The organism is Saccharothrix sp. ST-888 (assembly GCF_000955975.1).
Classification (GTDB): domain Bacteria; phylum Actinomycetota; class Actinomycetes; order Streptomycetales; family Streptomycetaceae; genus Kitasatospora.
The window spans coordinates 1-19,832 of record NZ_JYJF01000001.1 but is presented as its reverse complement, the minus strand read 5'-3'; the positions used below and the strand labels follow the sequence as shown (position 1 = coordinate 19,832).

19 protein-coding genes are annotated in these 19,832 nt (G+C 72.5%); 9 read left to right on the top strand and 10 right to left on the bottom strand.

Features of this window, described 5'->3' with window-relative positions:
* Positions 1 to 206: 206 nt before the first annotated feature.
* A complete protein-coding gene (locus UK12_RS00095; RefSeq protein ID WP_082119156.1) occupies positions 207 to 1,475 on the top strand; it encodes an ROK family transcriptional regulator in 1,269 nt (422 codons plus the stop codon).
* Between the two features lie 124 nt (positions 1,476 to 1,599).
* On the opposite strand, the gene UK12_RS00090 is transcribed toward UK12_RS00095, so the two are convergent.
* Both UK12_RS00090 and UK12_RS00085 read right to left on the bottom strand, forming a co-directional pair.
* Complete coding sequence (locus UK12_RS00090; RefSeq protein WP_045298070.1) at positions 1,600 to 3,225, bottom strand: phosphodiester glycosidase family protein; 1,626 nt, start codon at positions 3,223 to 3,225, stop codon at positions 1,600 to 1,602.
* Between the two features lie 187 nt (positions 3,226 to 3,412).
* A complete protein-coding gene (locus tag UK12_RS00085; RefSeq protein WP_045298068.1) occupies positions 3,413 to 4,939 on the bottom strand; it encodes an MFS transporter in 1,527 nt (508 codons plus the stop codon).
* A gap of 115 nt (positions 4,940 to 5,054) precedes the next feature.
* Between UK12_RS00085 and UK12_RS00080 the strand changes: the two genes are divergently transcribed.
* Complete coding sequence (locus UK12_RS00080) at positions 5,055 to 5,765, top strand: TetR-like C-terminal domain-containing protein (RefSeq protein WP_231590970.1); 711 nt, start codon at positions 5,055 to 5,057, stop codon at positions 5,763 to 5,765.
* 141 nt (positions 5,766 to 5,906) lie between these two features.
* On the opposite strand, the gene UK12_RS00075 is transcribed toward UK12_RS00080, so the two are convergent.
* Both UK12_RS00075 and UK12_RS00070 read right to left on the bottom strand, forming a co-directional pair.
* Positions 5,907 to 6,665 (bottom strand): hypothetical protein, encoded by a 759-nt coding sequence (locus UK12_RS00075; protein ID WP_197084425.1) that lies wholly within the window; start codon positions 6,663 to 6,665, stop codon positions 5,907 to 5,909.
* A gap of 209 nt (positions 6,666 to 6,874) precedes the next feature.
* Positions 6,875 to 7,285 carry a RidA family protein gene (locus UK12_RS00070; protein ID WP_045298065.1) on the bottom strand — a complete coding sequence of 137 codons (411 nt, stop codon included), beginning with the start codon at positions 7,283 to 7,285 and terminating at the stop codon, positions 6,875 to 6,877.
* Positions 7,286 to 7,358: 73 nt separating this feature from the next.
* Between UK12_RS00070 and UK12_RS00065 the strand changes: the two genes are divergently transcribed.
* Positions 7,359 to 8,261: a LysR family transcriptional regulator gene (locus tag UK12_RS00065; RefSeq protein WP_045298063.1), complete on the top strand. Its 903-nt coding sequence runs from the start codon at positions 7,359 to 7,361 to the stop codon at positions 8,259 to 8,261.
* A gap of 103 nt (positions 8,262 to 8,364) precedes the next feature.
* Here UK12_RS00065 and UK12_RS00060 read toward each other — a convergent pair whose 3' ends face one another.
* From UK12_RS00060 to UK12_RS00050, 3 genes are all read right to left on the bottom strand, one after another.
* Positions 8,365 to 9,654, bottom strand: a complete 1,290-nt coding sequence (locus tag UK12_RS00060; protein WP_045298061.1) for an aspartate aminotransferase family protein — start codon at positions 9,652 to 9,654, stop codon at positions 8,365 to 8,367.
* Between the two features lie 118 nt (positions 9,655 to 9,772).
* Complete coding sequence (locus tag UK12_RS00055; protein ID WP_231590969.1) at positions 9,773 to 10,282, bottom strand: SixA phosphatase family protein; 510 nt, start codon at positions 10,280 to 10,282, stop codon at positions 9,773 to 9,775.
* Between the two features lie 236 nt (positions 10,283 to 10,518).
* Positions 10,519 to 11,061, bottom strand: coding sequence for a hypothetical protein (locus UK12_RS00050; RefSeq protein ID WP_045298057.1), 543 nt, complete (start codon positions 11,059 to 11,061; stop codon positions 10,519 to 10,521).
* A gap of 237 nt (positions 11,062 to 11,298) precedes the next feature.
* Here UK12_RS00050 and UK12_RS39280 point away from each other — a divergent pair, with 237 nt between their 5' ends.
* Positions 11,299 to 11,667 carry a hypothetical protein gene (locus UK12_RS39280; RefSeq protein ID WP_156178466.1) on the top strand — a complete coding sequence of 123 codons (369 nt, stop codon included), beginning with the start codon at positions 11,299 to 11,301 and terminating at the stop codon, positions 11,665 to 11,667.
* Between the two features lie 132 nt (positions 11,668 to 11,799).
* Positions 11,800 to 13,644: an ABC transporter ATP-binding protein gene (locus UK12_RS00040; RefSeq protein ID WP_045298053.1), complete on the top strand. Its 1,845-nt coding sequence runs from the start codon at positions 11,800 to 11,802 to the stop codon at positions 13,642 to 13,644.
* Between the two features lie 49 nt (positions 13,645 to 13,693).
* Here UK12_RS00040 and UK12_RS00035 read toward each other — a convergent pair whose 3' ends face one another.
* Positions 13,694 to 14,557, bottom strand: coding sequence for a universal stress protein (locus UK12_RS00035; protein WP_045298051.1), 864 nt, complete (start codon positions 14,555 to 14,557; stop codon positions 13,694 to 13,696).
* A 296-nt stretch (positions 14,558 to 14,853) separates the two neighbouring features.
* Between UK12_RS00035 and UK12_RS00030 the strand changes: the two genes are divergently transcribed.
* The 4 genes from UK12_RS00030 (at position 14,854) to UK12_RS00015 (ending at position 17,880) form a co-directional block, all read left to right on the top strand.
* A complete protein-coding gene (locus UK12_RS00030; protein ID WP_045298049.1) occupies positions 14,854 to 15,291 on the top strand; it encodes a universal stress protein in 438 nt (145 codons plus the stop codon).
* Between the two features lie 267 nt (positions 15,292 to 15,558).
* Positions 15,559 to 15,840, top strand: a complete 282-nt coding sequence (locus tag UK12_RS00025; RefSeq protein ID WP_197084424.1) for an SHOCT domain-containing protein — start codon at positions 15,559 to 15,561, stop codon at positions 15,838 to 15,840.
* A 22-nt stretch (positions 15,841 to 15,862) separates the two neighbouring features.
* The gene (locus UK12_RS00020; protein WP_045298047.1) at positions 15,863 to 16,849 is read left to right on the top strand and encodes an Acg family FMN-binding oxidoreductase; all 987 of its coding nucleotides are present in this window, start codon (positions 15,863 to 15,865) and stop codon (positions 16,847 to 16,849) included.
* A gap of 353 nt (positions 16,850 to 17,202) precedes the next feature.
* Positions 17,203 to 17,880: a pyridoxamine 5'-phosphate oxidase family protein gene (locus tag UK12_RS00015; RefSeq protein ID WP_045298045.1), complete on the top strand. Its 678-nt coding sequence runs from the start codon at positions 17,203 to 17,205 to the stop codon at positions 17,878 to 17,880.
* Between the two features lie 59 nt (positions 17,881 to 17,939).
* On the opposite strand, the gene UK12_RS40800 is transcribed toward UK12_RS00015, so the two are convergent.
* Both UK12_RS40800 and UK12_RS00005 read right to left on the bottom strand, forming a co-directional pair.
* Complete coding sequence (locus UK12_RS40800; RefSeq protein ID WP_197084423.1) at positions 17,940 to 19,511, bottom strand: hypothetical protein; 1,572 nt, start codon at positions 19,509 to 19,511, stop codon at positions 17,940 to 17,942.
* Positions 19,512 to 19,540: 29 nt separating this feature from the next.
* Positions 19,541 to 19,832 (bottom strand): hypothetical protein (locus UK12_RS00005; RefSeq protein WP_442973768.1); only part of this gene is annotated, 292 nt, incomplete at its 5' end.

The window sequence follows — 19,832 nt, the reverse complement described above, 5'->3', positions numbered from 1 at the left end:
ACTTACTGCGTCAAGAGTCGGCGCCGAACCCGGTCGGTTCCGGCGGAGAGTCCCACGGGCCGCCAACGGGCCGCATAGGGTGGCACGTACTGCTGCCGTACCTGCGACAGGGGTACGTACACCGGCGGTACGTACACCGGTAGCACACGTCGCCAGTGACGGCGCCGGCAGCGACCGCGACACCCAGGAAGGCAACGGAGGCAACCATGGGCGCCCACCCGGCAGCCGGGTCCGACGCAGCGCCGGGAGCACCCGCCGAGGCGGCGGCTCCCGGGCAGCCGTGGAGCCCGCAGCGGCTGCGCAGCAACAACGAGTGGCTGCTGCTGGAACGGCTGCGCGCCTGCGGCTCCGCCTCCCGGGCCCAACTCGCCCGGGACACGGGGCTGTCCAAGCCCACCGTCTCCGCCGCGCTCGCCGCGCTGGAGCGCGCGGGACTGGCCCGCGAGGCCGGGCTGCTCGCCCCCGAGCGCGGTCGGGTCGCCGTGCTGTACGAGCCGGACCCGACGGCCGGGTACGTCCTCGGCATCGACATCGGCCGGGGCCGGCTGCGGGTCGCCGTGGCCGACCTGGCGGGGGAGACCGTCGCCCGCCGTGACGCCCCCAACCGGGGACGCAGCGCCGACGCGGTCGCGGACGCGGTGATCGCCGAGGCCCACGCCGCCATCGCCGAGGCCCACTTGACGCCCGGGGACGTGGTGCACGCCGCCATCGGCACCCCGGGGGTGTGGGACGAGCACGAGCAGCGCGTCCACTTCGCCCGCAACCTGCCGGGCTGGGGCAGACGCGGCCTGTTCGACCGCATCCGCTCCGGCCTCGACACCGTGATCAGCGTTCACAACGACGCCAATCTGGCGGCCCTCGGCGAGTACGAGCGCGGTGCGGGCGCGGGCAGCCGGCTCTTCGTCTACCTGCTGATCGGTACCGGCCTCGGGCTGGGCGTGGTGTCCGGCGGCAGGCTCCAGCACGGTGCACACGGTGCGGCGGGGGAGATCGGGTTCCTGCCGATGCCGATGCCGATGCCGATGCCGATGGCGGCGGCAGGGGGTGCGGACGGTGTGCCGGGGACGCTGGAGTCGGTCGCGTCGGCCGAGTCCGTGGTCCGTACCGCCAAGTCGCTGGGTCTGCGCGGAGCGTCGACGGCCAGGCAGGTCTTCGACGCCGCCCGGCGCGGAGACCCGGCCGCGCTGGCCGCCGTCGAGCGTGAGGCGGACCAACTCGCCTACGCGGTCGCCGTGGTGTCCGCAGTCCTCGACCCCGACCTGGTCCTGCTCGGCGGCGGCGTCGGTCAGAGCGCGGACCTGCTGCTCGGCCGGATGGAACGGACGCTGCACCAACTCTCGCCACTGCGGCCCAGGTTGGCGCCCAGTCGGCTGGGGGAGGACGCGGTGCTGATCGGCGCGCTGGCCACCGCGCTTCGCACGGCCCGTCCGACGGTCTTCGAACGCCGTACCGACGCGGTGGCCGACCGGCCGTAACGACCGGGGGCCGGCGGCCGCCACCCCGTCGCCCCCGTGCCGCGTGCAGCGCTCCGTACCGGCAGTGCCCTCCGTACCGGCAGTACCGGCAGTGCCCTCCGTACCGGCAGTGCCGTCAGTGCCGTCAGTGCCGCGCGGCCGCCGGCAGGACGAGCACCGCGCTGCCGACCGCGCGCTCGCCGCCCGGGTCGGAGGGCCGGCCGACCAGGCCGGTGTGGGCGGTGTACATGGCCGAGGAGCCGCCGCCGTCCAGGTTCATCGCGTCGACCGCGCCGAGGGCGCGCAGCACCTTGGCCTCCTCGTCCAGGGACAGGCCCTGGCTGTAGCCGGGGCGGCGGCCGTCGGTCTGGAGCAGGATGATCCGGCCGTTGCGGTCGGTGCCGATCGCGGTGCGCGGGTTGCGGCGGATGCCCCAGCCGTAGAAGTAGGACGGCTCGCCGGGGTGGACCAGGCCGTCCGCGACCGGGCGGATGTCCGGGACCCCCTGGGAGAGGAGCTTGGGACCGCCACCGACCACGGAGTCGTCCGGGCCGAACCGCACCTCCCGGCCCCGGCCGTCCGTCACCGTGCTCTCCACGGTGACGTGCCGTCCCACCGGGAGGCTGCCGGTGAGCCACCCGGCCTCGGTGCCGATCGCCTGCACGACCGTGTCACCGGCCGGGACGGGCCTGCCGTCGCGCGGGCCGACCGACACCACGGTACCGGCGGGACTGACGACCGCCTGGGCGCCGGGTCCGGCCGGGGGCGCGGAGCCGTACTCCGGGGTGAGGACCACGGTCTCGTCCGCCTTGGTGCAGGTGACGTCCATCAGCGGTGCGGGGCTGGGCCGGTCGCCGGGCTGGCCGCAGTTGGGGATCAGGCCGGGGGTGCGGTTGAGGCCCGCCACGGGGTGGACGCCGCTCTGCTGGCGGAGCCCGACGGCCGTGGTGAGTTCGGCGAACTCGACCCGCCGGCCGCCGTCCCGCAGGATGGCGCTGATCCGGCCGTCGGTCGCCTCGTGCAGCAGTTTCCCGTGCTCGACCACGGTGCCGATCGACTGGCCGGGCGTTCCGGCGGCCGGGTCGATGACGAAGTACCCGCCGTTGACCGCCGCCAACGCACTGCCGGAGAGCGCCAGTTGGGAGGTGGTCCGGCGCCCGGTCTGGCCGGGGCCGTGGGACTCCTCGATCCGGCCCTTGAAACGGCGCGGGTCGATCACCAGCTCGTGCAGGACCCAGGGCCCGGCGGTCTGGGTCCGCTCGCCGCCGGTGAACATGCTGACGCCCTTGAAGCCGAGCGGCTTCAGCCGCCTGGCAGCCGCGTTGGCCGCGTCCTGGTCGCCGAAACCGCCGATCTGGACCGTGAAGCCCTGCGAGCCCGCCGGGAGGTCCCGGTAGGTCGGGTTCTTCTCCTCGACCACCGACGGCCGGTAGCCCGCCTTCGTCAGCCGGGCCGCGACGGCGGTGGCCCCGGCCCTGGTGCCGAGGACGGACGCCGGCGCGTCCGGGTCGGGCGAGGGCGGCAGTTCGCCGCTGGGGATCGCCACGTCCACCGTCCAGTGGTCACCCGGCGCGACCCGGCCCCGGACGATCGTGGTCAGCGTTACCCCGTCGGCCAGTGTCTGCGTGGTGCGGGTCTCCGGCAGTCCCGCCGACCCCAGCGGCAGGCCGGCTGCCGCCCGGTCGGCCTGCGCCGCGCCCATGGTGAACGGTGCGACGACCGCGAGCAGTCCGGCGAGCGCCGCCGCCCGCGGGCGAGTCCGTACGGCCATGTCTTCCCCTCCAGTGCCCCTCGGCCGACCCAGTGCCCCTCGGTCGACGCCGTTCTCACGGCCTGACCGCAGCCTGACAACCCGCCGTTCCGTCCGCCACCGCGGACGGGTGAACGGCGCACCAGCGTTCGATGTCGGCGGGCCGTACGTCCGCTGCCCGTACCTCCGCTGCCCGTACCTCCGCCGGTCACTTGCTCCCGGCGGGCCGGGCGGCCGGGCGGACCTGGACCACGAACACGGCGATCAGTACCGCGAGCACGGCGAAGACCAGGCCCATGGTGAACGCGCCGGCGATGCCGTGCACCAGGACCTGCTGGGCGTAGGGCGCGGGCAGACGTCCGGTGGCCCTGAACCGCGCGAGCTGCGCCGTCGTGCCGTGGTGCAGCAGGTGGGCGACCTGCCGGGCGGCCTCGCTGCTGCTCGCCGCGCCGTAGACGGTCACCAGGATGGACAGCCCCAGCGAACCGCCGACCTGCTGGGTGGCGTTGAGCGTACCGGTGGCCGCGCCGGTCTCGTACGGGGCGACTCCCGAGACGGCGTTCAGCATCATCGGCACGAAGAGCGAGCCCATGCCGAAGCCGAAGAGCAGTGTCGGGCCGAGCACACCACCGGTGTAGCTGCTGGTCGCGGAGGTGTGGCTGAGCCAGAACACCCCGCCCAGCACCAGCAGCGAGCCGCAGACCATGAACGGTTTGGGGCCCAGCCGCAGTTGGTTCCGGGCCGCGACCTGCGCGGCGACCACGATGGCCGCGCTGATCGGCAGGAAGGCGAATCCGGCGCTGAGCGGACTGAAGCCCAGGACGTCCTGCACGAACAGGGTGATGAAGAAGAAGACGCTGAACATGGTGGCGGACAGGCAGAGCGCCAGCGCGTAACTGCCGGACCGGTTGCGGTTGCGGAACAGGTGCAGCGGCGTGATCGGCTGGGGCGTCCGCCGCTCGTGCCACAGGAAGAACGGCAGCAGCACCAGCGCGGCACCGAACGCGGTGAGTGTCCAGCCGTCGGTCCAGCCGTGCTCGGACGCGCGGATGAAGCCGAACACCAGCGCGGCCGTGCCCAGGGTGGCGGCGAACGCCCCGGTCAGGTCGGAGCGGCCGGGGTGCCGGTCGGACTCGTTGATGTACAGCGGGGCCAGCAGGGCGATCGCGATGCCGATCGGCACGTTGACGAAGAACACCCAGCGCCAGGACAGCCACGAAGTGAGCATGCCGCCCGCCAGCACCCCGATCGCACCGCCGCCCGCCGCGACCGCCGAGTAAACCCCGAAAGCGCGGTTCCTGGCCCGGCCCTCGGCGAAGTTGGTGGCGATCAGCGCGAGCGCGGTCGGCGAGGCGATGGCGGCGCCCACCCCCTGGAGCGAGCGCGCGGCGAGCAGCCAGGTGGCCGAGGTGGCCACGCCGCCGAGCAGCGAGGCGAGGCTGAAGAGCAGGATGCCGACGATGAACACCCGGCGGCGGCCGAGGATGTCACCGGTCCGGCCGCCGAGCAGCAGCAGCCCGCCGAAGGTCAGCGTGTAGGCGTTGACGACCCACGAGAGGCCGGTCGTGGAGAACGCCAGGGCCTGCTGGATGTGCGGCAGCGCGACGTTCACGATGGTGATGTCGAGTACCACCATCAACTGGGTGGCGGCGATGACGGTGAGGGCGATTCCTGGGTGCCGGCCGCGTCTCGCGCGCGCGGGCGGAGCCTGGGCCAGGGCGGCTGAAGAGGCCATGGCGGTGTCCCCTGGGGGCTGGGAGTGAACGACGACGTTCACTAGAATCGAGACTAGCCGCCGGGGACATAGGGGCACAACAGTCAATGCCGACATTTGCCGTGGATGTCGGCGGGTGTCCGTGCTGGGTGTGTCCATGGTGGACGTCCGTCGCGGGCGGCTGTCCTGGACGGTCGTCGTGGAGATCTTCCGAGGAGGTGCAGCAGCGGTGCAGAAGCAGGCCGAACCTCCCTGCGGACGGCTGACGGGCGCCCCGGTCCGGCGGCGCGGCCGGGTGCTGGAGAACGCCATCTTCGAGGCGACCCTCGGCTGTCTCGCCGACTCCGGCTATGCCTGGCTCACCATGGAGGGCGTAGCCGCCGCGGCGCAGACCGGAAAGGCGGCCCTCTACCGGCGCTGGTCCTCCAAGGAGGAGCTCGTCCTGGACGCCCTGCGCGCCTGCCTGCCCCCGGCCGGCCCCGCGCCCGACACCGGCAGCCTCCGTGCCGACCTGGTGGAACTGCTCACCCGGATGCGGGCCGCGATGCTCTCCGAGCCGGGCGCGGCGGCGCGGGCCGTCATCAACGAGGCCGACCGCGAGCGGGCCCGCGCCGTGCTGGAGCTGGTCCTGGCCCGCGTGGTCGACCCCACGGCCCGCCTGATCACCGAGGTCCTGGCCCGTGGTGTCGCCCGCGGCGAGGTGCGGCCCGAGGCCGTCACCCCGCTGGTCGTGGACGTGGCCCCGGCGCTGATGCTGTACCGGGCCAAGCTGGGGCTCGGCGCATCCAGCGGATCCGGGGCGGAGGCCATCGTGGACGAGGTCCTGCTCCCGATCGTCCGGCCCTGACCCGCCGGCCTGAGCCGGGCCGACACGGTGATCACAGGTACCCCTCTTCGGGTCGGTCTCCGAATGGCTGATGCCGAGCCAGAGACCATGGCCCGCTGGGGATCTGCGTGCCGATCCGATCCGGTCCGGGACAGGGGGCGGCTAACCCCGGGTGACCGACAGCGAGTGGCAGGTCCAGGAGAGTTCTCGCTGCCGTGGACCTGGGCGTGGGTGGTAAGTGCCGTCGCTCACCGAGAGGTTCACGATCAGGTACGCCTGCCAGGACGGTCCGACACCGCGGCCGTCGGAGAAGACGAGCACACCGTTGACGTACCAGAGGACCGAGCTCGCGCCGAGCACCACCCGCAGGTCCGCGGTGGCCCCGGGGGCCACCGCCCCGGTGGGGTCGGTCCAGTAACGGTGGCCGTTGCGGACGTTGTTGGAGAGCTCCAGCAGGCCGGGGTTGTCCGGGTGGTACTCGAAGACGTCCACCTCGTTGTCGCCGTTGCGCCAGGTCCAGATCGCGGGCCAGGCGCCCAGGCCGACCGGCAGGGTGACCCGGGCCTGGAGGGTGTCGCCGGTGCGCACCTGGAAGGCGCCCGGACTGCCCTCGGTGGTCAGCAGGTTGCAGTCCCAGAGGCCGTCGGGGCGCGGCGTCGCGGTGAACCGCCCGTCGGGGCAGTACCGGTTGGTCAGGTGGTCCAGCTTGTGGTCGCCGCGGTTGGTCGGACCCATCCGGGGATAGGCGCTGGAGCTCCCGGCGATCCACTGCTGCGTCGAGCCGAAGTCGGCCTGGAACACCACGCGGTGCGCGGTGGGCCCGCCCTCGCCCTGCCCACCCTGCTTGCTCTGGTCGTCCTGTCCGGACCACCGGGACCGCCAACTCCGCCGCCAGGACTGAACGTTTCGCCAGAGTCGCATGGTCGTCACCTTCCGTGCTCGGGATTTCACGCTGGGTGGTGTACCCGGTGGTGGTGCGGTCGATGCGGACTCCACCGGTCCGGGCGGCCGGGAAGGTCGTCCGGTGAAAGGGCTGTGGCGGAAGGGGTGTGACGGAAGGCCGTGATTGGGAGGTGCCGAGGCGGAGAGTGGTGCGGCGGCGGGGTGTTCGTGGTCGGGAGGCGCGCAGTTCAGCGCCCCGCGCTGCCCTGCTGTCCGGGCGACCGCCGCGCCGTCACCTCGATCTCGATCTTCATCCGCGGATCGGCCAGACCGCAGACCATCATCGTGGCGGCCGGCCGGATCTCGCCGAAGCAGCGGCGCAGGACCGGCCAGCAGGGCTCGAAGTCCGCACGGTCGGGCAGCAGGTAGTGGACCCGGACCACGTCGGCGAAGGAGCAGCCGGCCTCGGCCAGTGCCGCGCCGATATTGTGCAGGCACTGTTCGGCCTGCTCCACCACCTCGTCGGAGATGGTCATGGTGCCGTAGTCGAACCCGGTGGTGCCGGAGACGTGCACCCGGTCCCCGTCCACCACGGCCCGGGCGTAACCGATCTGCTCCTCGAAGGTCGAACCGCTCAGGATCGCGCGTCGCTCTGTCATGCGGTGAACGCTAGGAGGACCGGCCGCCATACGTCCAATACTTCGGATCGCTCCGTGTGATACCTCTGGCGCTATGGACCGCCCCGAACTCGCGCTCCACCAGCTGCACGTCTTCGCGGTGCTCGCCGAGGAACTCCACTTCGGCCGCGCCGCCGTCCGCCTCGGCATCGCGCAGCCGCCGCTGAGCCAGCAGATCCGGCGGCTGGAAGAACGGGTGGGGCATCCACTCTTCGCCCGGGGCCCGCGCGGAGTCTCCCTGACCCCGGCCGGCCGGGAGCTGCTGCCGGCGGCGCGCCGCGCGCTCGACGAGCTCGCCGCCGGGCTGGACGCCGCCCGGCGGATCGGCAGTGGCACGGCCGGCCGGCTCCGGGTGGGCTTCGCCGCCTCGCTCGCGCTGACCGTGCTGCCCGCGCTGCTGCGCAGCTACCGTGAGCGGTATTCCCAAGTGGACCTGGAGATCCGGGAGATGACCACGGCGCCGCAGGTGGCCGCCCTGCACGAAGGGGAGATCGACGTCGGTCTGCTCCGGGAGCCGCCCGCCGCCCCTGACCTCGACACGCGGGTGATCCTCTCCGAGGGCTTCGTCGCCGTACTGCCGTCCACCCACCCGCTGGCCGCCCAACGCGCCGTACGCGTAAAGCAGTTGGCAGAGGAGCCGTTCGTACTGCTGCCGCGCGCCATCGGGCCGACGGTCCACGACCGGATCGTCGGCCTCTGCCGGGCGGCGGGATTCGAGCCCGCGATCGCCCAGCGAGCGGTGGAGTGGCAGACGGTCGCCGCCCTGGTGGAGGCGGGGCTCGGCGTCTCGCTCGCCCCCGCGAGCATCCGCCGGATCCGCCTCGGCGGTGTGGCGTACCGCAGGATCGAACCCGGCACCGCGCGCACCACGGTGGCGATCGGCTGGCGTCGTGACGACCCGAACCCGCTGCTGCTGCACTTCCTCGAGGTCGCCCACGACTGCTTCGGGAGCGGCTGACCCGGCAAGCAGCCGCCCGTATCCGGACCACATCGGCCCGGATCCGGGCGGCAGCCGGGATCGCCTACGTCCGGTCCGTCCGGTCCGTCCGGTCCGTCCGGGGCTACCGGTCGGCCCGGTCCACCGTTTCCAGTGCGTCGATCAGCGCGGCCAGCCCCTCCTCCGCCTCGCTGTCGGTCAGCGTGAGCGGCGGTGCCATCCGCAGTGTGTTGCCGTGCAGACCGCCCTTGCCGATCAGCAGACGGCGCTTCCTGGCCTCCTCCAGCACGGTCGCCGCCAGTGCCGGGCTCGGCTGTCCGTCCTCCGGGTCGACCAGGTCGACCGCGAACATCAGGCCCTTGCCACGGACCGCCCCGACGGTCGGGAGCTTCTCGGCCGCCGCGCGCAGGCCCGCGATGAGCCGGCTGCCGATCCGGTGCGCGTTGGCCTGGAGGTCGTGGTCCAGCAGGTAGTCGACGGTGGCGTTGGCCGCTGCCGTCGCCAGCGGGTTCCCGCCGAAGGTGGAGATGCCGTTGGCCGGGAGTCCGTCCATGAGGTCGCCCCGCGCGACCACGCCGCCGATCGCGAGGCCGTTGCCCAGCCCCTTGGCGAAGGTCATGGCGTCCGGCGTCACACCGTGGGCGCCGATGCCCCAGAACGTCTCCCCGGTGCGCCCCCACCCGGTCTGGACCTCGTCCGAGATCAGCAGGATCCCGTACTCGTCCAGGACCTGCTTGAACTCGCGCAGCAGCCCGTCGGGCACGGCCGTGAACCCGCCGACGCCCTGGATCGGCTCGACCAGCAGGCAGGCGACATCGGTGGCGGTGGCCGTGGCGAGGCAGCTGCGCAGATCCTCGACGCAGAACCGCGCGTACTCCCGGTCCGACAGCTGCGGGAACCGCTCGCGATCGGTGCCGTGCAGGTAGTGCACATTCAGCGGGGAGAGCGAGGAGTTCTTCCAACTCCGGCTCCCGGTGACGGCGGTCGCGGCGTACGACCGGCCGTGGTAGCTGTTGCGCAGGGCGAGCACCTGGTCGGAGCGGCGGGCGTGGGTGGCCAGCAGCAGGGCCGTCTCGTTCGCCTCCGTACCGGAGTTGGTGAAGAAGACCTTGGCGTCCGGGATGCCGGAGAGCCGCGCCACCTTCTCCGCCAGCTCCACCTGGGAGCGGATCAGGTAGAGCGTGGAGGTGTGGACCACACCCGTCCTCAGCCGGCGCTCCACCGCTTCGCGTACCTCGGGGATGTCGTACCCGAGCATGTTGGTGAGGATCCCGCCGAAGAAGTCGAGATAGCTCACCCCGTCGGCGTCCTGAACGTGGCGCCCCTTGCCGCTCACGATCTCCAGGGGGCTGTCGTAGTAGAGCGCCAGCCAGGCCGGCAGGACTGCGCGATGCCGTTCCAACAGTTCCGACATGTCAGGTCTCGCTCTCCTCTCGGGCAGGCGAACCGACCGGTCGCCGAGCCGTGCCGCGATGTTACCTGCATCACACTGTCGATGGTGCGGTCTTCGTGGGAGTCGGCCGGTGCGGGAGTCAACCGTGCGGGAGGTCGCGGTGGTGGCGCGGCGTGGTGAAGTCCCGCAGCAGGGCCGCCCCCGGCGCCAACTGGGCCCAGGGCCCGTCGAGTTCCAGTACTGCCAGCGCACAGGTGGGGAACTTCTCGCGGACCCGCTCCAGGCTGTCGCCGACTGCCGAGCCCGCGAGTGCCGAGGTCAACTCCTGCACGGCGGGCTGGTGCCCGATCAGCAGCACGGTCTGTGCCGCTGCGGGTACTGCGCGCAGCACGTCGGCGAGTTCCCCGGCCTGCGCGCCGTACAGCCGTCCGTCGTACTCCGCGGTGGGCGCGACCGCCCAGCGCGCCGCGACCAGTTCCCAGGTCTCGCGGGTGCGCCGGGCCGGCGAACACAGCACCAGATCGGGCAGCGGGCCGAGCGCGAACAGCCGGTCGCCGACCTCGGCCGCATTGCGACGGCCGCGCGGCGCCAACGGCCGGTCGCCGTCCGGCACATCGGCGGGCCAGGCGGACTTGCCGTGGCGCAGCACGAGCAGCCGTGGCGACCTGTCCCCACTTACACCTCGTCCCGGCATCGGGCCGTACCTCCCTCGTGAAACAGCGCCGTACCTGCACCGTGGATCTGTGGATCTGTGGATCTGTGGATCTGTGGATCTGTGGGTCCGTGGAACAGTGCCGTGCTCCCGCCGCGGCACCGGGCCGTACCCCCCATCCTGGGACCTGGCCGGCCCGAACGGCCAGGCCGCCGCCCGGCGTGCGCGTACGGTCACCCGCCGACCGCGGTGAGTGTCCACCAACAGCGCCACGGTGGCGGCGAGCGTGGTGGCGGGTGTGGTGAGCAGCCCGAGGCGGGTGAAGTCGCCGAGGGTCGGGTCGGTGCCGTGGTCGCGCAGCACGCGCCGCCGGAGCAGGGTCGCCAGTGAACCGACGTAGGCACCGACGTAGGTGAGGTCGCGCCGACCGGCCCGGCCGCGGTGGTGCGCCGCTGCCCCAGCGCTCGTACGCCCAGGACCAGGGCCCCGGCCAGGGCGGCTGCCAGCACCGCCAGGGTGAACGCCACCGCCCGGGCCGGGCCCGTCAGCGCGGCGAACCGGGTGAAGGTCAGGCCGCCGGCGGCGACCGCCAGCAGATCGGCGGGGGTTCGAGACCGCTCTTCGTCGGCGCACGGCTGCGCGGGCATCAGGACGGCGGCCGGGAACCCGACGGCCGGCAGCAGCGCCCGGGTCTGGCTCCAGGCCTCGGCGGGGGAGAGCGCGCCGGTCGCCACGACGGCGGCGGCCGGGACCGCAGCGGCGGCCTCGGGCCGCACGCGCGGCCTGGCGACGGCGAAGGTCGGCGCCGCCGGCAGGAGCAGGACGGAGAGGGCCCCGGCGGCGACGGTGCTCGGAACTGCTCCCTGCGGACGGCGGCGGATCCCGCTGATCCTCGCAGATCGGCCGGACCTGTCGGTGGGTCACCGGGTGACGGCCTGCCATTCCTCGCGCCGTGCGGTGACGGTTCGCCACTCGCTGTGTCCTGCCCAAAAGTTGTGTCAGGATCTGGTCAATTGGCCATTTTGGAGAAAGTCATTAAACCTTCACATTTTCCCCTGTTTCCGGTTGTGTTTGCCCCGGTCGAGTATGAGGATGGGTTGAAGGGGAAGGCTTCGAAAGAAGGTCTGATCATGGCATTCCTCGGACAATTCATCTCGTTCGGCCGTGACGGTGGAGGCGGCGACGGCGGCGGAGGCTACGGCGGCGGCGGAGGATACGGCGGCGGAGGCCGCGGTGGCTACGGCCGCGACTTCGGCGGCTATGGCGGCTATGGAGGCCGTGGAGGCGGCGACTGGGGCGACGGCGACTGGGGCGACGGCGACTGGGGCGACGGCGGCTACGGTCGCGGCGGCCGCGGTGGACGTGGCGGATACGGGCGTTAGTGACTATCCAACTCGGTGAGTATCCAAACTCTGTGAGAGCGGGCCGGGCATTCGTGCCCGGCCTTGCTGTTCCGGCAGCGTTCCGGGCGGCTGAGAACGACCGGGCTCGGGGACGAGCGAAAAGGCCGTGAGATGACGAGGAAACGCAGCGTACGGTCGGCTGTGCGGCGGTTGCTCACCGTCGCCGAAACGTCCGACGTGGTTGCCGCCGCGCCACCGGTTCCACTTCGGGACATCTTCCGGCGTTTCTGGCCGTACACCAGAGGCGGCCGCCGCTGGCTGGCGGTGCTGCTGGCCCTGGTGGTGACCGGTCCGGTGGTCGAGGCGGCCGAGATCTGGCTGTTCAAGATCGTGATCGACGACATGCTCGTTCCGCACAACCTGAGCCTGTTCCTGCCGATCGCCCTCGCCTTCGCGGGGCTGACACTGATCTCCGGTGTGCTGGCCTTCTCCGACAGCGTGACCTCCACCTGGGTCAGCGAGCGCTTTCTGCTGAGCCTGCGGTCGGACGTGTTCCGGCACATCCAGGGGCTGTCGCTGGGCTTCTTCGAACGCCGTCGGCTCGGCGACGTCCTGTCCCGGGTGACCGGTGACGTCGACGCGGTCGAGACCTTCCTGCTCTCCGGGATCGTCAGCGCCCTCGCCCAGGTCGCACGGCTGGGCATCTACGTCGGCCTGCTGCTCGTGCTGCGCTGGGACCTCACGCTGGTCGCGCTGATCGCCGCGCCGATGTTCTTCTTCACCGCCCGCCGCTTCGCAGGGCTGATCAGGGAAGCCTCCCGGGAGCGCCGTCGGCGCAGCGGATCGATCAGTGCGGTCACCGAGGAGACGCTCGGCAACATCGCGCTGGTCCAGGCGTACAACCGGCAGGACTGGGAGCACGCCAGGTTCCAGCGGGAGAGTGTCGGCCGGTACCACGCGGCGATGGCCTCGACCCGGATCGGGGCGCTGTACGGCCCGACCGTCGACTTCATCGAACTGACCGGCGGCATGGTGGTGATGGGCCTCGGAACCTGGGAACTCGTGCACGGACGGCTCTCGCTGGGTGGGCTGATGGTCTTCCTCGCTCTGCTGAGCAGGCTCTACGGTCCGATCCAGGGCATGTCCGGGCTCGGCAACACGTTCTACTCCGCCTCCGCCTCGGCGGAGCGGATCATCGAACTGCTCGACCAGCGCCCGCAGGTGACCGAGCCCGAGCACCCTCGGACGCTCGGCCGCGCCCGGGGCGGCGTCGAGTTCGACGGTGTCTCCTTCCGCTACCCGGAGGTCGACCGGCTCGCGCTGTCGGATGTGTCGTTCACGGTGGCGCCGGGGGAGACCCTGGCGCTGGTGGGAGCGAGCGGTGCGGGCAAGTCGACCGCCGCCAAGCTGCTGCTGCGCTTCTACGACCCGGTCGACGGGGCGGTACGGCTCGACGGGCTCGACATCCGTGAACTGGCCCTCGCCGAACTGCGCGAGAACGTCGCGGTGGTCCTCCAGGAGACGCTGGTCTTCCACGGCACAGCCCGGGAGAACATCGCCTACGGACGACCCGGGGCGAGCGAGGCCGAGATCCGCGCTGCGGCGCGGGCGGCGGACGCCCACGAGTTCATCAGCCGGCTTCCGGACGGCTACGACACCGTGGTCGGCCAGCGCGGCCGGCTGCTCTCCGGCGGCCAGCGCCAGCGGCTCGCCATCGCCCGCGCGATGATCCGGGACGCCCCCGTCCTGGTCCTCGACGAGCCCACCACGGGTCTGGACGCCGAGTCGTCCCGGCGGATCATGGGCCCCCTGCGCCTGCTGATGGCCGGCCGCACGACGATCATCATTTCGCACAACCTGCTGACGGTGCGCGACGCCAACCGGATCGTCCTGCTCGAACACGGACGGGTCGCCGCCCACGGCACCCACCACGAACTGCTCACCCGCAGCCCGGCCTACGCCTACCTCAACCAGCTGCACCGGCCACCGGGCGAGTCAGTCGAGGTCCTCCCCTGAGCCCGGGCCTGAGCCTGGACCGCGTCCGAGGAGGGCCGGTGCCCGGTGGTCACTGCTCCGACGGCACGGTGACCACCGGGCAGTGGGCGCGGTGCAGCAGTCCGCGCGGGACCGAGCCGAGCTGCATGCCGGTGAAGCCGCCGTGTCCGCGCCGCCCGACCACGAGTGCGAGCGCGTGGGCCGACGCCTTGGCCAACTCCTCGACGGGGTGGCCGCGGAGCACCTCGTGGGTCAGCTCGACCTCCGGGTACCTGCCGGTCCGCCCGGCCGTGGTCTCGTAGAGCGTCCGCCGCACCTGCTGGAGCACGGCGTGCTCGTCGGCGTGGAAGAACTGCGGCGGCTGCCACACCCACAGGGCGCGCAGGCCGGCGCCGCGCCGTGAGGCGAGGTCGAAGGCCCAGTCCACGGCGGCGGCGGACGACCGGCTGCCGTCCACCCCGACCACCACGTAGAGCGGGTCCTGGGTGACGTGCTCCGGATCGCGGACCACGGCCACCGGACAGGCGGCCCGAGCGATCACGGGCGCGGCCACCGCGTGCGCACTGAGCACCTCCTCGGCCCGGGAGAGGCTCCATGACCCGAGGACCACGAGCTCGGCGTGCGCCGACTCACGGAGCAGCACCCGGCGTGCGCTCCCGTCCACGACCTCGCTGGAGATCTCCAGGTCCGGATGCTTCTCCCGGGCCACCGCCGCGGTCTCGTCGAGCAGCTGCCGACCCCGCTGCCGGAGGTCCGCGTGGTACGCCTCGCCGTAGCCGTGGCGATCGTGGACCCTCGGGGGGACGATGTGGACCAGCCGTAGCGGCAGGTCCCGGCGCGCGGCTTCGGCGGCCGCCCAGGACGCCGTGAGCGGCCCCCGGTCGAGGGCGTCGACGCCGAGGACGATCGGACGGCGTTCGCTGGCGGCTGTCATGGCTCCTCCACCGGGTGCTGTGGCCGCCGCCCCCGGTCGGAGGCGGGTGGCCGAGGGCGGCAGGGCCGCGCGACCCGTCCGCTGCTCCCGGTCTCGCGGCAGGGCGCCGGTCGGACCGGAAGCGGGTCAACCGACATTCTCTTCCGGCCCGGGGCTTTCCGCGTCGGCGGGATCGGCCGACCGGTGGGCCTACCGCCTTTCCCGTGGTGCCCCAGGACGGTCGGGACACCGCTCGCGGATCCGGCGTTGCGAGCGCAGCGTGGAAGGTACCCCCGAGTGCAGCGAGGTGATTCGGTATGGATACGAATGACTCGGCTCCCCGCATCGTGGTGGGCGTCGACGGATCGCCCTCCTCGGGTGCCGCGCTGCGCTGGGCCGTCCGGCAGGCCGGGCTGATCGGCGGGACCGTGGATGCCGTGGGCGCGTGGGAGCCCCCGGTGGCGTACGGGTGGTCGGCGCCGGTGGTCGACACCACTCTCGACGAGGAGGCCGCTCGCCGGGCGTTCACCACCGAGCTGCGCGAGGTGCTCGGGGACGCCTGCCCGGTGAAGGTGAACGGGCGCCTGGTGCTCGGCCACCCGGCCGCCGTGCTGCTCGAAGCGGCGAACGACGCCGAGCTCCTGGTGGTGGGCAACCGCGGCCGGGGCGGCTTCGTCCGGGCGATGCTGGGCTCGGTGAGCCAGCAGTGCGCGCTCCACGCGACCTGCCCGGTGGTGATCGTCCGCCCGGAGTGAGCGGCCGGGGGCAGTGCAGTGCCACCGCTGCCGCGTTCCGTACGACGACTCGGGGCGCGACGTCCCGCTCGGTGCGCGGCCGCAGCCCGAGCCGCCGTCGCAGCGGACACCGAACCCTTCCCGGGCCGAATCCGGCACCCGGCCCCGCTCCGAATCCGTGCGGATCGGCGGATGGATCCGAACGACCCGAGCGCCGCCGATCGGTTCGGTCGCACGATAGGTGTGAGGGCATCCGCCTCACCGCGTACAAGCGAGGAGCCCGCGATCATGTACTGGTACGACCATGGAACGAACGGCTGGGGTTTCGGCCTGCTGGCCATCAGCATGGTGCTCTTCTGGGCACTGATCGTCCTCGGGATCGTCGCCCTGACCCGCTACCTCGGCCGGGCGCAGCAGTACCCGGCCGCCTGGCCGCAGAGCCGGCCACCCGCCCGGCCCACGCCGGAGCAGCTGCTCGCCGAACGCTTCGCCAGGGGTGAGATCGACGCGGACGAGTACCGCCACCGCCTGGAGGTCCTGCGATCCGGATCAGGGCCGACCGCAGGCTGACCCGACCAACCAGGAGACCGCCATGGCCGCCATGTCCCCGGACGCCGCCGCACTGGAGAAGCTCGTCTCCGCCGCCGTGGCCGCCCCGTCCATTCACAACACCCAGCCCTGGCACTTCCGCCTGTGCTCGGGGACGGACACCCTCGAAGTCCGCTCCGTGTCCGAGCGGTCGCTGCCGACCATCGACCCCGACGGCCGGGCCCTGCACATCTCGGTCGGCGCGGCGGTGCTCAACCTCCGCACCGCTGCCCGACACTTCGGCTGGGCGCCGGAGGTGCGCCTGCTGCCCGACCCGGCCGAACCCGGCCTGCTGGCCACTGTCCGCCTGGAGGAGCCGTCCCAGGTGCAGCCTCCGGGTACGGCCGAGCTGTACGAAGCGATCCGGCACCGGCACACCGTCCGCACCCCGTTCGGCGGCCCGCCGATCGCCACCGGCGTACGCGGCGAACTCGTCGAGGCCGCGCACGCGGAGCGGGCGATGCTTTACTTCCCCGACCGGAAGGAGACGGCCAGGCTGCTCCACCTCACCGCCGAGGCCGAGCGCCGCAGCACCACCGACCCCGCGCGCCGCAGCGAGAGCCGCCGCTGGATCCAGGGGCCGGACGGCGGCCCGTACGGCCTCCCGGCGGCCTCCCTCGGCCCGCAGGACGCCACCGGACGCATGCCGATGCGGGACTACTCCGCCCTCCGGCCCGCCGAGCACCTGCACCCCGAAACCTTCGAGGACGAGCCGTGCATCGCGGTGCTCGCCACCGAGCGCGACCGGCGGGAGGACTGGCTGCGCGCCGGGCTGGCGCTGGAGAACGTGCTGCTCACGGCGACCGTGCACCAGGTGAGGGCCTCCCTGTTGCACCAGGCCATGGAGTGGCCCTACCTGCGCTGGGAGGCCCGCGATCCGCACCTGGGCCCGGGGTGCGTCCAGATCCTGATCCGGCTCGGCCACGGACCGGAGGGCGAGCCCACCCCCCGGCTACCGCTCTCCGAGGTGCTGGACGTCGACGGTGGCTGACACGCCCGGCCTCCCGGGCATGGCCTCCGCCCCCGGCCGCCGGAACGTGCGGGCCCCGGCGGGTGGGTGGCGACCATCAGGTCCGTGGCGCGCATCGGCTTCCTGGAGAACCCTTGATGTGAAGGGAAAGGGCACAGCCGTGCCGCCCGAACGACGTCCGACGGGAGTGATCGGGGCATGAAGGCGTTCACCTGCCACAGGCCGGGCCGGGGGGCGGGTCATCCGCCGCTCCGGGCCCGGCGGGCTGCCGGACGCCTACGACGTCGTCACGTACGCCGGGCAGAACGGCACCCCTGAAGGTCGCCCTTCCCGGGACCCACCGCACCTCACCGCACACGCAGGGAGAAGCCACCGTGAACGAGAACGCCCAGCCCGCCGCCGCCGCACAGCGGCCCGATCCGGGCGCCATCGCGCGGCGCATCGCCGATCGGAGCGCCCAACTCGGCCTGACGGAAGAGATGTTGGCGAAAAATGCCGCCATGGCACCCGGCTACCTGCGGCATCTGATCGAGGTGGGGCCCGGCTTCGATCCCGGCGGGTTCGTCCGCATCGCCGCGGCACTTCACCTGACCCGCCGGGAACTGCTCGAAGGGCGCAGCGACGCTCCGTCGGGGCAGACCGGGCCGGCGCCCCGCCCCGTCCTCGTCCACCTCACCGAGCCGGAGTGCTGGGAGAAGCTCGGCACCCACGGCATCGGCCGGATCGCCCTGCCCGTCCGGCCGGGCCCCACGGTGTTCCCCGTCAACTACACGATCGACGCCAGAACGATCGTCTACCGGACGAATCCACAGGGCGGAGCGGACCCCGAGGCCGACACGGAGATGTCCTTCCAGGCGGACCACATCGACGATCACCTGAGCCGGGGCTGGAGTGTCCTCATCGTCGGCACGGCGCAGCACATCGACGACCCCGAGACCATCCAGCACCTCGCCCAACTACCGGGCACGGAGCCATGGCCCGGTGGCGGCCGCCACCTGTGGATCCGAATCCAGCCCGAACAGATCACCGGCCGCCGCATCGACACCCTGTGAGATGTCGCCCCACCTGCGGCGCCCGGGATCGTCGAACCGCCTTCGGCGTGTGCCGGTCGTCAGGCCATGGACGGGCCGGCCGTGGCGTTCAGCCAGGCCCACTCGGACCAGGCGCTGAATCCGGTCTGCCACCGGTGGTGTACGCCGGTGGCGCTGGTGGCGAACACCTCGATCCGGCCGTCCTGGTTGTCGGCCGTCGTGATCTCGGTGCCGCCGGTGCCGAACGTCTCCCACGCCGACCAGTCGCCGTTCACGGCCGTCTGCCAGAGGTGGGTGGCGGTGCTGCCGTTGATGGCGAACACCTCGACCCGGCCGTCGGTCGAACGGGCGGAGGAGAGCTCGGAGTTGGCGGCGCCGCCGTTGGTGCCGGTCCAGTCCGACCAGGTGGTGGGGCCGGTCTGCCACCGGTGGAACACGCCGGTGGCGTTGGAGGCGAACACCTCCAGGCGCCCGTCGGCGTCGTGACCGACCGTCAGGCCGTGCCCGCCGCCGCCGAAGTTCTCCCATGCCGACCAGTCGCCGTTGACCGCGGTCTGGTACAGGTGGCCGAACGTGGTGTCCGACAGCGCGAACACCTCCAGCCGGCCGTCCGGCGCGTTCTCCAACTGGAGTCGTGAGTCGGCCGGACCGCCGAGGCCGGCCCAGTCGGCGAAGGCGCTGTTGGGTGCGGTCTGCCAGGTGTGGAACACGCCGGTGGCGCTGGAGGCGAACACCTCGATCCGGCCGTCGGCGTTGCTGCCGGCCGCGATGCGGGACCCGCCACCGCCGAGGCGGGCCCAGGCCGACCAGTCGGCGTTCGGCGCGTTCTGCCAGATGTGGTCCAGCTCGGCCCCGTTCACCGCGAACACCTCGAGCCGGCCGTCCTGGTTCGGCGCTATCGCCAGCTGGGCGTTGGCCGGTCCGCCCACCTTGACCCAGTCCGACCAACTGCCGTTGACCGCCGTCTGCCAGGCGTGCCAGACGCCGTCCGGGCCTGCGGCGAACGTCTCCAGCCGGCCGTCCGTGTCGCGGCCGGACACCACGCGGCCGGACGGGTACGGATGCGGCTTGGCGGCGCTGTCCTCGATGACGTTGTTGTAGCGGCGGGCGCTGTAGGAGCCGTTGGGGTGCCCGTCGAGGTAGGCGTCGTTGATGTTGGCCGTCAGGTGCTGGACCGGCGTCGACCCGAAGGTGTAGTAGGAGAAGCCGCCGTCGGCGTCGAGCCACCGGTCGAAGATGAACACGTGGTCGCTGTAGTTGTCCATGATGTCGCCGGGGCGCAGGTCGCTGCGCGCGATGGCGTACGAGTAGGTGTCCGACAGCGACCCGGTCCAGGCGTTGGCGTCGAGGTGCCAGGCCATCGAGACGTAACCCGAGCAGTCGCGGCGGTAGTCGAAGTCGCCGCCGGGGCCGGGTGAGTGGCCTTGCCCGTCGTAGGGGCCCGGTTGGTTGTCGACCCAGTACTGGGCTCGCGCGAGGATCTCACCGCGGGTGATCGGGCCGCCGAGGGCCGAGTCGGCGGAGGCGGTGCCGGCGGAGACGAGGCCGGTTCCCGCCAGGGCGAGTATGAGGGCGACGGCCAGCAGCAGAACGCGGGCCGCCTCTCCCGGCGCTCGCCGGAAGGAGCGGGGGCGGGGGGTTGACGTTGACATCTCGGTCTCAACTGCTCCTCTCGAACGGGTCACGGGCCGGTCCAGGCGGCGCTGCCGAAGGTGCCGTCGCCGTTCCACGCGCTCCAGCCGCCGTTGGGCGCGGTCTGCCAGATGTGCGAGATGTTCGCGCCGCCGGGAGCGAGGGCGAACACCTCCATGCGCCCGTCGGCGTTGTGGCTGACGTTCACGGTCGCGGACGCGGTGCCGAAGGAGCCGTTCCAGTCGCCCCAGCCGGCCGACGGTGCGACCTGTTCGCGTACTGCGATGGAGTTGCCGTTGGGTCCGAGGACGAAGACCGCCATTCGGCCGTCGGCTTCGCGG